Annotated in this window: 19 protein-coding genes; 8 read left to right on the forward strand and 11 right to left on the reverse strand. The window is 35.4% G+C overall.

Annotation, left to right across the window (positions count from 1 at the left end; all coding sequences use genetic code 11):
• Positions 1-111: 111 nt before the first annotated feature.
• The 7 genes from acpP to yceD form a co-directional block, all read right to left on the reverse strand.
• Positions 112-345 carry an acyl carrier protein gene (acpP, locus tag V6255_RS03860; protein WP_025562459.1) on the reverse strand — a complete coding sequence of 78 codons (234 nt, stop codon included), beginning with the start codon at positions 343-345 and terminating at the stop codon, positions 112-114.
• Positions 346-520: 175 nt separating this feature from the next.
• Entirely contained in the window at positions 521-1255 is a 735-nt protein-coding gene (fabG, locus tag V6255_RS03865; protein ID WP_160065137.1) for a 3-oxoacyl-ACP reductase FabG, read from the reverse strand.
• Positions 1256-1257: 2 nt separating this feature from the next.
• Positions 1258-2199 carry an ACP S-malonyltransferase gene (gene fabD, locus V6255_RS03870; protein ID WP_341626959.1) on the reverse strand — a complete coding sequence of 314 codons (942 nt, stop codon included), beginning with the start codon at positions 2197-2199 and terminating at the stop codon, positions 1258-1260.
• A gap of 103 nt (positions 2200-2302) precedes the next feature.
• A complete protein-coding gene (locus V6255_RS03875; RefSeq protein ID WP_341626960.1) occupies positions 2303-3262 on the reverse strand; it encodes a beta-ketoacyl-ACP synthase III in 960 nt (319 codons plus the stop codon).
• On the reverse strand, positions 3255-4295 hold the full coding sequence (plsX, locus tag V6255_RS03880; protein ID WP_341626961.1) for a phosphate acyltransferase PlsX: 1041 nt from the start codon (positions 4293-4295) through the stop codon (positions 3255-3257). The genes V6255_RS03875 and plsX overlap by 8 nt, the downstream gene beginning before the upstream one ends.
• Before the next feature lie 9 nt (positions 4296-4304).
• Positions 4305-4475, reverse strand: a complete 171-nt coding sequence (gene rpmF / locus V6255_RS03885; protein WP_025562454.1) for a 50S ribosomal protein L32 — start codon at positions 4473-4475, stop codon at positions 4305-4307.
• An 18-nt stretch (positions 4476-4493) separates the two neighbouring features.
• Positions 4494-5015, reverse strand: a complete 522-nt coding sequence (gene yceD, locus V6255_RS03890) for a 23S rRNA accumulation protein YceD (RefSeq protein WP_025562453.1) — start codon at positions 5013-5015, stop codon at positions 4494-4496.
• A gap of 136 nt (positions 5016-5151) precedes the next feature.
• Between yceD and V6255_RS03895 the strand changes: the two genes are divergently transcribed.
• From V6255_RS03895 to V6255_RS03905, 3 genes are all read left to right on the forward strand, one after another.
• Positions 5152-5733 (forward strand): Maf family protein, encoded by a 582-nt coding sequence (locus tag V6255_RS03895; protein WP_341626962.1) that lies wholly within the window; start codon positions 5152-5154, stop codon positions 5731-5733.
• A 132-nt stretch (positions 5734-5865) separates the two neighbouring features.
• Positions 5866-6276: a hypothetical protein gene (locus V6255_RS03900; protein ID WP_341626963.1), complete on the forward strand. Its 411-nt coding sequence runs from the start codon at positions 5866-5868 to the stop codon at positions 6274-6276.
• 424 nt (positions 6277-6700) lie between these two features.
• Positions 6701-6964, forward strand: a complete 264-nt coding sequence (locus tag V6255_RS03905; protein ID WP_341626964.1) for a glutaredoxin — start codon at positions 6701-6703, stop codon at positions 6962-6964.
• 171 nt (positions 6965-7135) lie between these two features.
• Here the strand turns inward: V6255_RS03905 and uvrB are convergent, their stop codons facing one another.
• The gene (gene uvrB, locus V6255_RS03910; protein ID WP_160062783.1) at positions 7136-9160 is read right to left on the reverse strand and encodes an excinuclease ABC subunit UvrB; all 2025 of its coding nucleotides are present in this window, start codon (positions 9158-9160) and stop codon (positions 7136-7138) included.
• A gap of 885 nt (positions 9161-10045) precedes the next feature.
• Between uvrB and V6255_RS03915 the strand changes: the two genes are divergently transcribed.
• Complete coding sequence (locus tag V6255_RS03915; protein WP_341626965.1) at positions 10046-10630, forward strand: YajG family lipoprotein; 585 nt, start codon at positions 10046-10048, stop codon at positions 10628-10630.
• Positions 10631-10716: 86 nt separating this feature from the next.
• A complete protein-coding gene (locus V6255_RS03920; RefSeq protein ID WP_341626966.1) occupies positions 10717-11265 on the forward strand; it encodes a peptidylprolyl isomerase in 549 nt (182 codons plus the stop codon).
• 160 nt (positions 11266-11425) lie between these two features.
• On the opposite strand, the gene minE is transcribed toward V6255_RS03920, so the two are convergent.
• The 3 genes from minE to minC are packed head-to-tail and all read right to left on the reverse strand — an operon-like array spanning position 11426 to position 13268.
• Positions 11426-11692: a cell division topological specificity factor MinE gene (minE, locus tag V6255_RS03925; RefSeq protein WP_160062789.1), complete on the reverse strand. Its 267-nt coding sequence runs from the start codon at positions 11690-11692 to the stop codon at positions 11426-11428.
• 1 nt (position 11693) lies between these two features.
• Positions 11694-12506 (reverse strand): septum site-determining protein MinD, encoded by an 813-nt coding sequence (gene minD, locus V6255_RS03930; RefSeq protein ID WP_160062791.1) that lies wholly within the window; start codon positions 12504-12506, stop codon positions 11694-11696.
• Positions 12507-12524: 18 nt separating this feature from the next.
• On the reverse strand, positions 12525-13268 hold the full coding sequence (gene minC / locus V6255_RS03935) for a septum site-determining protein MinC (protein ID WP_341626967.1): 744 nt from the start codon (positions 13266-13268) through the stop codon (positions 12525-12527).
• A gap of 126 nt (positions 13269-13394) precedes the next feature.
• Here minC and V6255_RS03940 point away from each other — a divergent pair, with 126 nt between their 5' ends.
• From V6255_RS03940 to V6255_RS03950, 3 genes are read left to right on the forward strand one after another with little or no spacing between them, the layout of a single operon-like run.
• A complete protein-coding gene (locus V6255_RS03940; protein ID WP_298940219.1) occupies positions 13395-13685 on the forward strand; it encodes a YcgL domain-containing protein in 291 nt (96 codons plus the stop codon).
• A complete protein-coding gene (locus tag V6255_RS03945) occupies positions 13682-14707 on the forward strand; it encodes a lytic murein transglycosylase (protein ID WP_341626968.1) in 1026 nt (341 codons plus the stop codon). The genes V6255_RS03940 and V6255_RS03945 overlap by 4 nt, the downstream gene beginning before the upstream one ends.
• Before the next feature lie 16 nt (positions 14708-14723).
• Positions 14724-15164, forward strand: a complete 441-nt coding sequence (locus tag V6255_RS03950) for a YcgN family cysteine cluster protein (protein ID WP_025565483.1) — start codon at positions 14724-14726, stop codon at positions 15162-15164.
• Positions 15165-15178: the final 14 nt, after the last annotated feature.

Below are 15178 nucleotides of genomic sequence, written 5' to 3' on the forward strand. Positions count from 1 at the left end.
TAGAAAAATTTATCTTTAGAAAAATTTATCTTTAGAAAAATTTATCTTTAGAAAACAAAAGGCGGTCAGAAGACCGCCTTTTAGAAATTTTCTACACATTAAAGTGAAGAATTAACCGTTGTTAACAACGTAATCAATAGCAGATTGAACAGTAGTGATTTTCTCTGCTTCGTCATCTGGGATCTCTGTATCGAATTCTTCTTCAAGAGCCATTACAAGCTCAACTGTGTCTAGTGAATCAGCACCAAGATCGTCAACGAAAGAAGCTTCGTTTTTAACTTCGTCAAGTTGAACACCTAACTGTTCAACGATGATGTTTTTTACGCGTTCTTCGATATTGCTCATTTTTTATCTTCCTTTGTAATTACGCTTTTGCGTTAAGTTGCGGTAGTTTATTCTATCGCGTTTAATATTCAAGTATTCTATCACTGGTTAGACCAGTATTTTAAGATTTTAATCAACAAATTAGTAGAATATCTATCTTTTTTTAGCTTAATTGCTTAACAGAGTTTGTCAACAACTAGACCATGTACATACCACCGTTAACGTGAATAGTTTCACCGGTGATATAAGCAGCGCCTTCAGAAGCTAAAAACACAACTGTAGCAGCGATTTCTTTAGGGTCGCCTAAACGACCTGCAGGCACATTTGTTAGTGTTGCAGCACGTTGATCTTCATTCAACGCTTTAGTCATATCAGTTTCGATAAAACCTGGCGCCACTGTATTAACAGTAATACCACGACTTGCAACTTCACGTGCTAAAGATTTAGTAAAACCAATTACACCCGCTTTTGCAGCAGCATAGTTAGCTTGACCAGCATTACCCATAGTGCCGACTACTGAACCAATATTAATAATTCGACCAGCACGCTTCTTCATCATAGGACGAAGTGCCGCTTTACTCAATTTAAAAATAGGCGTTAAGTTAGTACCGATAATGTCATCCCATTCTGCATCTTTCATGCGCATTAATAGGTTGTCACGTGTGATGCCTGCATTGTTAACTAATACGTCAACACTGCCGAATTCTTTCTTAATCTCAGCAAATAGTCCATCTATTGATTCAGTTTCAGTCACGTTTAATACAAAACCTTTACCTGCATCACCTAAATATTCACTAATTGCAGCAGCACCACTTTCGCTAGTTGCTGTACCCAGTACCGTTGCACCTAATGCAACAAAACTTTCAGCAATTGCACGCCCAATACCACGACTTGCACCTGTAATTAATACGACTTGATCTTGCATACTCATTATTATTCTCCTTTAACAGCAGCTAATGCAGCCGCTAAACTTGCTGTGTCATTAATTGCTTGTGCCGTAAAACTTTTATCGATACGACGAACTAAACCACTTAATACTTTTCCAGGGCCGGCTTCAACTTGTAAGTTAATACCTTGCTCAGCCATTTTAACGATAATATCTGTCCAACGAACTGGGCAATATAATTGACGCACTAATGCATCTTTAATTTTGTTCGCATCAGTTTCAATAGCGACATCAACATTGTTAATAACAGATATTGTTGGTGTATTAAATTGTACTGTTTGTAATGCAATTGCCAACTCATCTGCGGCAGGTTTCATTAATGCACAGTGTGAAGGAACAGATACTGGTAAAGGTAAAGCACGCTTTGCACCCGCTTCTTTACATAAAACACCCGCACGTTCTACCGCATCTTTATTACCAGCGATAACCACTTGACCAGGCGAGTTAAAGTTAACAGGAGAAACGACTTCACCTTGTGCAGCTTGTTCGCATGCAGCTTTAATTTCAGCATCACCTAGACCAATAATCGCATACATAGCGCCAACACCAGCAGGAACAGCTTGTTGCATTAGTTGCCCACGAAGCTCTACTAATTTTAATGCATCTTTAAAATCGATAACACCAGCACAAACCAATGCAGAATATTCACCTAGGCTATGCCCGGCGATAGTCGTTGGTTGTTGACCACCCATTTCAGCCCAAACACGCCAAACAGCAACTGATGCAGCTAATAATGCGGGTTGAGTTTTATCTGTTTGATTTAAAGCTTCTACAGGCCCTTCTTGGCATAATGTCCAAAGGTCATAGCCTAAAGCGTCACTTGCTTCTTTAAATGTATCAATTACAACAGGATGTGCAGCCGCTAAATCAGCTAACATACCTAAGCTTTGTGAACCTTGGCCAGGAAAGGCAAATGTAAAGTTTGTCATCTTTAATTCCTAAATTTTCTATTATTACTTTTGTAATGTTTTTAAAATAAACTCGTCTTATTCCTGTATAGCTACTTAACTACTTAGTTGTATAACTATATAACTACATAACGACAAGTGCACTACCCCAAGTAAAACCACCACCAAATGCTTCTAACAAAACAAGCTGGCCAGGTTTAATTTTACCACTTCTTACGCCTTCATTTAACGCAAGTGGTACTGAAGCTGCTGAAGTATTGCCATGTTTATCAAGCGTCAAAATAACTTGATCCATAGACATACCTAGTTTTTTTGCTGTCGCAGCAATAATACGTTGATTCGCTTGATGAGGAACTAACCAATCCAACTGATCTTTTTCAATATTATTTGCTGCTAGTGTATCAACGACAACTTGGCTTAATTTTTTAACAGCGACTTTAAATACTTCATTACCAGCCATTGTTAAATATGAATTAGTCAATGTATCTTCTTTGCCTCTCGCTACATTTGGTAGTTTGAGTAAATCTCCAAATCGTCCATCAGCATTGATATGAGTAGATAAAATACCAGGTTCTTCAGTAGCAGTTAATACAACCGCACCGGCACCATCGCCAAATAAAATAATAGTACTTCTATCTTCTGGATCACAGGTATTAGCTAACGCATCAGCACCAATAACTAATATGTTCTTTGCGCTCCCCGCTTTAATGAAGTTATCAGCAACACTTAACGCATAAGTAAAGCCAGCACAAGCTGCTGATACGTCAAACGCGGGAATATCATATATACCTAACAAGTTTTGTACTTCACAAGCGGCCGAAGGGAAAGCATTGTGATTACTTGTGGTTGCCACAATAATTAAATCTAAATCACTTGCTTTCATATTCGCAGCTTGTAAAGCTTGCTCTCCAGCTTGTTTGCCCATGAAAGCTATCGTTTCTTGTTCATTAGCAATGCGACGTTCTTTTATACCAGTACGTACAGTGATCCATTCATCACTTGTATCAACCATCTTTTCCAAGTCTTGGTTGGTGCGTACTGTTGTTGGTAAATAACTACCCGTACCTATAATTTTGCTATTCATGTGATAAACAATCTCGCTCTGCTAAGACAGACTCCAACCTTGCGCTGATGCAAGCAGGTATCTGCCATTGAATTTCTTTAATTGCTTGTTCTATTGCATAAGTAAATGCTTCTACATTTGCACTACCATGACTTTTTACAACAATGCCACGTAACCCAATCAAACTGGCACCATTATACAGATCTGGATGCAAATGTTTTAATTGGTTTTTTATAATTGGATTCAACAACTTACCAAGAAATCGACTATACCAAGTTGCATCCATTGCTTTTTGTAATTGCGCTAAAAATACTCGCCCCATCCCTTCATAACTTTTCAGTGCAATATTACCGCTGAAACCATCAGTTACAACAACATCCGCACGACCATCAAATAACTCGTTAGCTTCTATATAACCGATATAATTTATATATTCAGTATTAGCCAACAAATTTGCACAGTGCTTTATCGTATCATTGCCTTTGTTAGTCTCACGACCAACATTCAATAATGAAACCGATGGGGAGCTTAGCTGTTCCACTTTTTCACACAATACACTACCCATTAATGCAAAATTAAATAACGTATCACAACCACATTGAAGGTTCGCCCCTAAATCCATTAAGTAACTATGCCCGCCACGATTATTAGGTAAGGCTGAAACTAATGCTGGACGAGAAATCCCCTCAAGTGTTTTTAAAGTGTGCTTAGCTAATAGCATAAGCGCCCCTGTATTACCGGCACTCACACAAGCATCTGCACCACCACTCGCTACTAATTGTAACGCAACGAGCATTGAAGACTGAGATCGATGACGTAATACAGAAACAGGATCATCTTCCATTGATATGGTTTCTGGGGCGTGCATAAATTTGATTCGAGGGTGTTCAAGTAACTGATATTGACTTAATAAAGGGGATATTATTTGTTTATCACCAACAATAGTGATGTATAAATTGGGGTGTAATAGTAAGGATTTCGAACTGGCAGGTAAAGAAATATGGGGGCCAAAATCTCCCCCCATGGCATCAAGCGCAATGGTAAAGTTACGCAAAGTAATAACTTACTTTTCGATGACTTTTTTGCCTTTGTAGAAGCCGTCAGCAGTAACGTGATGACGACGGTGAGTTTCACCAGAAGTACTATCAACAGTTAAAGTTGGTGCACTTAGTGCATCATGTGAACGACGCATACCGCGTTTTGAAGGAGTCTTACGACTTTTTTGTACTGCCATTTTAAAAATTCCTGCTTGTTACTTGAGCTTTAGCTGAGCTAGCGCATCAAATGGGTTAGGACGTTCTTGTTCTTCTTCAATTTCGCCGAAGGTACTTTCGTACTCACCATATTTACAATCTTCAATTGCATGTTTCGCAATTTGAGGAAGTGTTAATAATAGCTCGTCTTCAACTATTTGATGAAGATTTACCTCTCCATTTTCATCGTAATAAATGGGTTCATAAACGTCTGGTAAATTATTTTCCTGTTCTTTATTAAGAACGGGACAATACGTAAATTCAGCTTCGCACTGATAAATCATAGGCTCATTGCACCGTTGACAAGTGAGTTCTACTGCGACGCTTGCTTTACCATTGAATATTTTCAGCTTCTGCTGATCAACATCAAAGGCAAAATAAGTATCGATATCAGATTGAATACTGATTGTTGACTCTATTAATCTGCTTAATAAAGATTTGTCTAGGCTAGCTAGTATCTCTAATCTGTTATTAGCAGCGCGAACAGAATCAACGCTAATCGGTAGTTTAACCTTTTGCATGGTGGCGAATAATATAGATAGAGTTCAATATAGTCAAAGAAAAAGCGTTATTTTTCTTAAGTTTTTATTCAGCTATCGCTTTATTCTTTCGTAGTCCTTAAAATAAACTTATTTTTATACTTAAGTAAGGTCTATTATGCCACAAAAGCTAGTGTTAGCATCGACTTCACCGTTTAGAAAACAGTTGTTAGAAAAACTGCATCTAGACTTTTCCACAGCTAACCCACAGGTTAACGAAGACGAATTGCCAGGAGAAACCGCAGTTCAACTAGTAGAAAGGCTAGCAATTGCAAAAGCCCAAGCAGTGGTTAATGACTTTCCAGATGCCTTAATCATAGGGTCAGACCAAGTTTGTTTAAACAACGGTAAAATATTAGGCAAGCCAGGTAACTTTGAAAATGCCTTTAAGCAATTAAAAGCGGCGAGCGGTCAACATGTCACTTTTTACACAGGACTCGCTGTCGTTAATAGTAAAACAAGCCAAGTTCATTCTTTAGTTGAACCCTTTCAAGTATATTTCCGAGCGTTATCAGATCAGATGATTACTAACTATCTGAATAAAGAACAACCTTATAATTGCGCCGGTAGTTTTAAAAGTGAAGGTTTTGGTATTAGTTTATTCAGTCGCTTTGACGGTAAAGATCCAAATAGTTTAATTGGCTTACCACTTATCTCTTTGATTGAGTTGTTAGAAAAGGAAGGGTTAGCTGTACTTTAACTTTACTTACTAATATAGAAAATTAGTAAGTAATATTAGTAAACAACAAATAACGAGTAGAATTAGGCTTGAATGCTGAGAGTATAGCCTTCGCCTTTCTCTACTCACATAAATATAAGGTAAGTAGGTAACATGACACAAGAAACACCTCCTATTAAAGTCGTTGCCGACCAAACATTTTCCAGTGCACTTTCTCCTTTATTAAATAAATTAGAAATGTGGATTAATTTTCAAGCATTAAAAGCTGATTGGTATGGTAATGAAACTTGTATTTTATCTTTCCACTTTGCATTAGTTAGAGTGTTAACAGACGATTTACTTATTGTTGATCAAGAAAAAAACACAACAAGAAGGAAAGAAGACTGGATTATTGACAACAATATTGCTTTTTACTTTCAAGAAAACAACTTAACCACTATCGCTTATATTGCTGTTGTTGATTTAATAAAAACAAAAACTAATATTGAATCTGAAATTAAAAAGCGTTTAATTCAAGTCACTAATACCATTGCAAAACAATACACTTTAACGCCCTTGGGCTAATAATACCAACCACACTAATTAACTGATCTATTTTACTGATAAGAGAAGTAATGAGTAATGCCTAAAATAAACTAAATAATTCAACACGCCTTTTTTTGTTTAGCTCTCCCCCCTATCGACTGCCCATTATGTTTCTAAAGAGGACACAAATTGCAATAAATAGCGACTGGATTTTATCGACGAAACAATCATTTGGACAAATGGGGGCAAACTTAAGACATTTGGTTGCTTTAATCACTGAATAGTACCTTATATTAAAGCCGCAAATATTAAGAATTTAGTAAAAATAGCTTTGTAGTAATTGGCTTGATTGTGTTTAGTTAATTAAGTTTAGTTAATTAACTCTTCTCATTATATGTCACTACATCGCTTATCATTTACTTAAAATTTAAAAAAGAAAATAATACTCATTGAGGAAAAGCGCATGACGTTATCACAAACACAACCTAAATCTATGTCTCTTTATTACTATGATGCCTGTCCTTATTGTGTAATGACACGTAAAGCAATACAAAAACTAGGTGTTAATATTGAACCGAGAAACATTCAGCAGAATAATCAACATCGAAGTGATTTGATCCAAGGTGGTGGTAAAAAGCAAGTACCATGTTTACGTATTGAACATAGCAACGGTGAAACTCAATGGTTATATGAGTCTAGTGATATTGTTAACTTTATATCGCAGTAAGATTGATTGAAGTTTAAAATTAAAAGTTTTGATTAATATATTACAGGTAAAATTTAACCTAATAAGAATCAACCTTATGTTCACTTTTCTTAGTTAAACAAACATAAGGTTATTTTTCTATCGTGTAAAATAACTACACTATAATGACTCGCCCAGTTAATCAAAAGATAATTACCCAACTGACAAAAGTCGCTCGTGTAATTTTGTTACTTGGTCACGTAATTGTGCCGCTTTTTCAAACTCCAAATCTTTAGCAAAAGCAAACATTTGTTTTTCAATTTTTGCGATCTCTTTTAAGATATCTTGCTCTGTACGTAATGGTTTCTTAGCGTTATATGAACCACCATTTTCAGCCACATTAAGAGGTGTAATGTTACTTTTTGGTTGAGGTTTTTGACCTAACTGCATGACGTCAGTGACTTCTTTCGATAAACCTTTAGGTTCAATGCCATTGGCTTTATTAAAGTCATCCTGCAATATTCGTCTATCTTCCGTGACTTTAATGGCTTTACGCATTGATTCGGTAATTCTATCCGCATAAAGAATCGCTTTCCCTTCTAAATTACGTGCGGCTCTCCCCATGGTTTGAATTAATGAACGTTCAGAACGTAGGAAGCCTTCTTTATCTGCATCTAAAATAGTCACTAAAGATACTTCAGGAATATCTAACCCTTCACGAAGCAAGTTAATGCCGATTAGCACATCAAATATACCTAAACGCAAATCTCGAATAATTTCAACTCGCTCAACCGTATCAACATCAGAATGTAAATAACGTACTTTAACACCATGTTCGCTTAAGTATTCTGTTAGATCTTCAGCCATACGCTTGGTTAGCGTGGTGACTAAAACTCGCTCATTTTTTGGAACACGAATATTAATTTCAGATAATAAGTCATCTACCTGAGTTGCCACTGGACGTACTTCGATAATGGGGTCTAACAAACCCGTTGGACGGATTACCTGCCTGATAATATCGCCCTGTGATTTATTTATTTCATAATCACTCGGTGTGGCGGAAACATAAATAGTTTGTGGCGCTAGTTTTTCAAATTCTTCAAATTTTAATGGACGATTATCTAATGCTGAAGGTAAACGGAACCCATAATTAACTAAGTTTTCTTTTCGTGATCGGTCACCTTTATACATCGCGCCGATTTGTGGCACAGTAACATGACTTTCATCGATGACTAATAAGCCATTACTAGGCAAGTAATCAAATAATGTCGGTGGTGCTTCTCCTATTCCACGGCTAGACAAATAACGAGAATAGTTTTCAATACCAGAACAATAGCCTAGTTCGTTCATCATCTCTAAATCATACAAAGTACGTTGTGAAATCCGTTGCTCTTCTATCAGTTTATTTTCAGCCAAGAAGGTTTTCTTACGATCTTGTAATTCTTCTTTGATACCTTCTATTGCTTTAAGAATTTGCTCTTTAGGCGTTACATAGTGAGTTTTAGGAAAGATAGTAGTACGAGACAGTTGTTCAATTTGTTGACCAGTTAATGGATCAAATATGCTAATATTTTCCACTTCATCATCGAATAACTCTATTCTAATCGCTTGCTTTTCTGAATCAGCAGGGAAGATATCAACCACTTCCCCACGCACGCGGAAAGTACCACGGCTTAACTCTGTTTCATTACGAGTATATTGAATGTCCACTAAGCGTTGTAAAATTTCTCTACTAGAAATTATTTCACCCACACTAATATGTAACATCATTTTTAAATAAGACTGTGGATCGCCTAAACCATAAATCGCAGAAACTGATGCAACTAACACCACATCATCACGCTCTAATAACGCTTTGGTTGCGGATAAACGCATCTGCTCTATATGTGCATTTACTGCGGCATCTTTTTCTATAAAGGAATCTGAACTGGGCACGTAAGCTTCAGGTTGGTAATAGTCATAATAAGAAACAAAGTATTCGACAGCATTGTTCGGAAAAAAAGCTTTCATTTCTCCGTATAATTGCGCAGCAAGTGTTTTATTTGGAGCAAGAATTAAGGTGGGTTTATTTAATTGAGCAATAGTATTCGCTAAGGTAAATGTTTTACCAGACCCTGTCACACCAAGTAACGTTTGAAACGCAAGACCAGACTCTATGCCTTCTACCAATTTTGTAATCGCTTGTGGTTGGTCTCCTGCTGGAGTAAATGGACAAACTAGCTCAAACGGTTTACTCATAGATCCTCATTATATCTTTTAATTTATTGGTTAATCTTAACATTACTAATAGCGAATAGACGGATCGTTTTTAAAAATAAAATGTAAATACAGATCAGTCCTAAATAGAAAACAGATGAAAATAGAGGTTACATAAATATCTAATACTGAATCAGCTATTTTCATTAACAAAATTGCTACAAAGTGACCATAAAAAGCCTTCAACATTAATAAAAAAGATTCAGTGACTTAATAGACATAGCACTCTAGCCGGATATATTAAATAAATATAGCGCTCATTAAACAAGCAATTAAGATTCCTTAAAGGAAAACTTTGTCAATATAAATAAATATATTTATTCCGTAAATATTCACATAAACCTATTGACACACTAAAAAACAAAAGAGATATTGAAGAGAACTTTAAAAACCTAAAAAAAACCACTTGACGATTATAACCAATTGAAATTAAAGGACTATATTTTACGGTTAAAAATAACTCGATCTAATCAAACCCAAGTGATATCAAGGGTTTCAGTACGTTCTTCTTTAACTTCCCACAGAGTTATCCACAGGAAAAGTGGATAACCACCGCTAGCCTAGATTTCATCAGTGTTACAGAAAGATTAAGTTAATATGACGAAGATCTCATATCAAAAAAAATCGGTAACATTGCTCATATTTTACATAAATTGTTTTTATAAACTCATGAACCAATTTCTTTATTGAAAATGGAAAATAATAGGTATTTACAAGATAAAATAGCTTATTTAATGGAAAAAACGCTTTTGAAAAATAATTACAACTGAAAATTAAAGCAATTAGGCATTATGTTCAGATTTATTAATTCGCTTAAATATTAGGTTTGTTATGATGTGTTTTTAATTCTCTTATTAGGATCTTAAAATGTTTAACGCTTTTTTCAAACCATTATTAATAATCACCAGTTTATTAACATTGATCAGTTGTACTTCAACACCTTCTTATACCAATATTATGCCAGAACTTAATATTGAAAAAGGGGCTTATACTTTTACAAACTCACAGCCTTGGAAAATTAATAGTCAAGATGAGCGAGTAGCACGTCATTTGATCGAAATAGTCGATGGCGATAATGTTGCACAGTTAATTAATGAGCAACAATCTTTGCGCTTATTAATTGAAAAAAGCTTAACGCAAGCCTGGTTAGATAATAAGTTGAAAATAGATCACACGAGTAATTACAAAATAGATATTAAATTAGTGAAAGCACTCGCAACAGTCACAGAGAACACAGCAAGTTACGATGTATCATCACAAATGATGGTTAAAATCGCTTTAACTCATCAAGGTAAATCCTTCATCAAGTTATTTCGTGCCAATAAACAATGGGATGCCGCTTTCTCAGCTAACATTGCAGACATTACTAAACGTATGAATAAGCAATTATCGCTTTTATTAAAACAAATTGTTGAAGACCAAGAGCTAAACGAACAGATGCAAGCGTTTTAATTAACGATTATGTTAGAACTTTTCCTAACAACAAATTAGTATTCACTACGACTTTTAAATATAAAAAACAAAAACAAGGAATCATCATGAAATACATTACGGCATTCATTTTATTATTAACCAGTCATTTAGCACTAGCAGCTAACCCAAGTGTGGTGATTGATACTAACCAAGGACAGATAACTGTCGAGTTATATCCTGAGAAGGCGCCTAAAACCGTGGCTAACTTTTTAGCTTACATTAAAAGAGATGAATTCAAAGCAACGACCTTTCACCGTGTCATTGAAGGTTTTATGATCCAAGGTGGTGGCTTCTCAGTATCTGGTCAACGTTTAGAAACATTTGCTTCTATTGAGAATGAATCTAAAAATGGACTGAGTAATGAACGAGGTACTATTTCAATGGCACGTACTGGTAATCCTCATTCAGCTTCACGTCAATTTTTTATTAATCAAAAAGATAATTCATTTTTAGATGCAAGTACTAATAAATGGGGCTATGCAGTGTTTGGTAAAGTAACTGTAGGGTTAGAGGTAGTTGATAAAATAGCTAACGTTAAAACAGCATCACAAGATAAACCTGTAGAGCCTGTTATTATTAATAAAATCACTTTAATGAAAGATATAGCTGAATAGCCTTTTACTAAAATGACCTTTAGCTAACGCGATTAAAAATACATAATATTGTCTGTATATTATAGGCATAAAAAATGCGACTAATTAGTCGCATTTTTATAGTAACACTGTTCATCGCACAGCTATTTATAATGAAATAACATGCAATGAAACCAATAACTTACTTTAATTTCGGTAGTGTTACATTAACTTCTAATACTGACATATCATCATCCGCTTTATCATTAAATTCACATTTAACATCTTCAGACGAAATATCCATATATTTACGAATAACAGCGACTAGTTCTTTTTGTAATTCAGGCATATATGAAGGGACATCAAAACTAGAGTGCTCATGAGCAACAATAATTTGTAAGCGATCCTTTGCTAATTTTGCAGTACCTTTTTTAGGTTTATCCTTTCTAAAGTATTGTAATAATCCCATCTTACCCTCCAAATATACGGCTTAAAAAGCCTTTCTTTTCAACAGTAACAAAACGTAAATCACGTTGGTGACCTAACAGTCTATCCACTGCATCTTGATAAGCTTTACCTGCATCACTTTCTTGATTTAAAATCACTGGTTCACCCAAGTTAGATGCACTTAGTACATCTTTAGATTCAGGAATAACCCCCAGTAAATCAATGCCTAATAAATCATCAATATCTTCGATACTAAGCATTTCTTCACGTTCAACACGTTCAGGGCTATAGCGCGTGATTAACAAATGTACTTTAACCGGTTCCATTTGTTTTTCTGAACGGTGTGACTTGCTTGATAACATACCAGTAATACGGTCTGAATCTCGCACCGATGATACTTCTGGGTTAGTAGTTACAATAGCTTCATCAGCAAAATACAATGCCATCATTGCACCCTGCTCAATACCCGCTGGTGAATCACAAATAATATATTCAAAACCATCAGCTTTTAACGCTTCAATAACTTCTGCAACACCTTCTTGCGATAAAGCATCTTTATTACGTGTTTGTGAAGCAGGTAAAATATAAAGTGTTTCAACACGCTTATCTTTCACTAATGCTTGTTGTAAATTTGCTTCGCCATTAATAACGTTGATCAAGTCGTAAACAACACGGCGTTCACAACCCATTATCAAATCTAAATTTCTTAAGCCGATATCAAAATCGATAATCACGGTTTTAGCACCTGTTTTAGCTAAACCAGTACCAATAGCTGCACTGCTTGTTGTTTTACCAACACCACCTTTACCAGACGTGACAACAATTACCTTTGCCATATAAATTTCCTTTGTATTTTAAATTTTATTTAAACTTGAAAAGACCATATTCTGATCTTCTAAAGAAACAGAGCAAGAGGTTGACCACATATCCTCTGGTAATGTTTCACTTAATTTATAAACACCCGCGATTGATACTAATTCAGGCTCTAATACTGTACAAAATATGGCCGCACCCGTATTACCCATGGCACCCGCTAGCGCTTTACCTCTTAACGTACCGTAAATATGAATATTGCCATCAGCAATGACTTCAGCACCAGCGCCTACATCACCACTAATCACCAAATCACACTCTTTAGCATAAATCTGTTGGCCTGAACGAACTCGGCCATTATGCACTTTCGTTTTCACTTCACCTGGAACAAATGACTCTTCCGGTGTCGCTTCAGTGCTTTCTTTAATATCTGCAGTTGAATCCGCATCCTGTTCTGACTTTTGTTCAGCTGGTGCAGTTTTAACGATTTGTCTTTTCGAACCATGCAATACAGCAATAGAGTATTTACTTGCTTGATCTTTTTGCTGCTCTGACACTTTGCCCGTAATACCTGTCAAAATAAAACCATGCTCTTCTACGGTTTGTTGCAATTGTAAAAAATCAATATTTAATGAAGATTCTACAATATTAACAACCATCGGTGTTTGAGCAAAAAATTCAGGGGCCATTAACCGTCTTTTATTTAATTCATCGGCCAGCTCTGAAAGTGTTTCACTCTCCAGGTTTACTACTAACAAGGTAAAATTTAACGATTTTAACGTCATAATTGTCCTTTCTAATTAAATCTTTATTATTTGACATAAAATTCAGTCAATTTCTATAAAAAATAAATGCTTATGCATGTTATAGTTTGCATCAACATTAGGCAAGCAAAGGGCTAGATAAGTATTATGTTATGTGCTGTATATAAAAGTATCCGTAAACCACAAACCTATATTTTTGTTGCAAAACGAGATGACTTCTCTCAAGTCCCTACTCCTTTGCTAGAACAATTTGGTCCACCACAATTAGTTTCTATATTAAATATCAAAGAAACCACAAAAATGGCGATAGCAGAGGCCTCTAGAGTAATAAAAGAAGTCACTGACTCAGGGTTTTATTTACAGTTACCACCGCCACCTATTGATTATTTAAAAGACCATAAAAATCGCAAACTACAGCAATTGGAATCAGAGTCATGAAAACAATTAATTTATTTTCCAAAAACATTAACTTTATTCTAAAAAGTTTATCTATTATCACTTTATGTAGCTTTTCTACAAGTAGTTTTGCAAATGTTGAGCGTGACATTTCATTTACTAAATATGTAGAAGATCTTAAAAAAGAAGCAATCGAATTAGGTATTAATGAAAATACGGTTAATAGTGCTTTTGAAGACGTTAAATTTTTACAACGCAGTGTATCTTCAGATAAACAACAACCTGAATTTAAAATGACACTGGATACCTATATTCCAAGAGCAGTGCCTGATTGGAAAATTAAACAAGCAAGAGAAGCTTATAAAAAAAATTATCACTTATTACAAAAAATCGGTAAAGAATACGGAGTACAACCACGTTTTATTGTTGCTTTATGGGGCATTGAAACTAACTTTGGACGTTTAACAGGACGTCATTATGTTGTTTCATCATTAACAACCATGGCTTATGAAGGTCGTCGCGAAACGTTATTCAAAAAACAACTATTTGCTGCACTAACCATTTTAGAGCAAGGGCATATTACTAAAGATAAGTTTATTGGTTCGTGGGCCGGAGCAATGGGTCAAGTACAATTTATGCCAACTTCATATTTAAACTATGCTGTCGATTACGATGGTGATGGTAGAAAAGATATCTGGAATACACCTGGGGATGTATTTGCTTCTGCCGCAAACTACCTGAAAACAGAAGGTTGGGATGATAGTCATATTTGGGGACGCCAAGTTAAATTACCTAGTGACTTTGATGTTGAATTAGCAGGGATTAAACAACAAAAATCATTAATTGAATGGCAAGCACTAGGTGTTCGTCGTTATGATGGTCATGACTTACCCAATGTAGACTTACAGGCTTCGATTGTCATTCCTGACGACAAAAATGGACGAGTTTATTTGGCATACAATAATTATAAAGTATTGATGCATTGGAACCGTTCTTATTATTTTGCGACAGCAGTAACTTACTTATCTGAGCGTATTGTGTCACCACCGATCGTAGTTAAGTAAGAGAAAAGAGTAATAAATGAATAATTTCTGGGAAACTAAAACACTATCACAAATGTCTCAAAATGAATGGGAATCACTTTGTGATGGCTGTGGTAAATGCTGTCTTAATAAAATAATTGATGATGAAACAGAAGCGTTACATTTTACCAATGTGGCTTGTCATCTTTTACATACAAAAACCTGTCGATGTAAAAAGTATGAAAATCGATTAAAAATAGTGCCTGACTGCGTAAAAATATCATTGGATGATATTGAACAATTTCATTGGTTACCAGCGAGTTGTGCTTATAAACGATTAATTGAAGAGAAACCATTACCTGAATGGCATCCTTTAATAACAGGAAGTCAGTCTGCGATGCATAAAGGGGGTCACTCAATTCGAGGTAAAATTGTATCAGAAACGCAAGTTGACCCAGATAATTTAGAAGACTACATTGCTATTTGGCCTGCCGAATAAAGACTTAATATAAT

It is taken from the genome of Psychromonas arctica, from assembly GCF_038155225.1.
Lineage (GTDB): Bacteria > Pseudomonadota > Gammaproteobacteria > Enterobacterales > Psychromonadaceae > Psychromonas > Psychromonas arctica_B.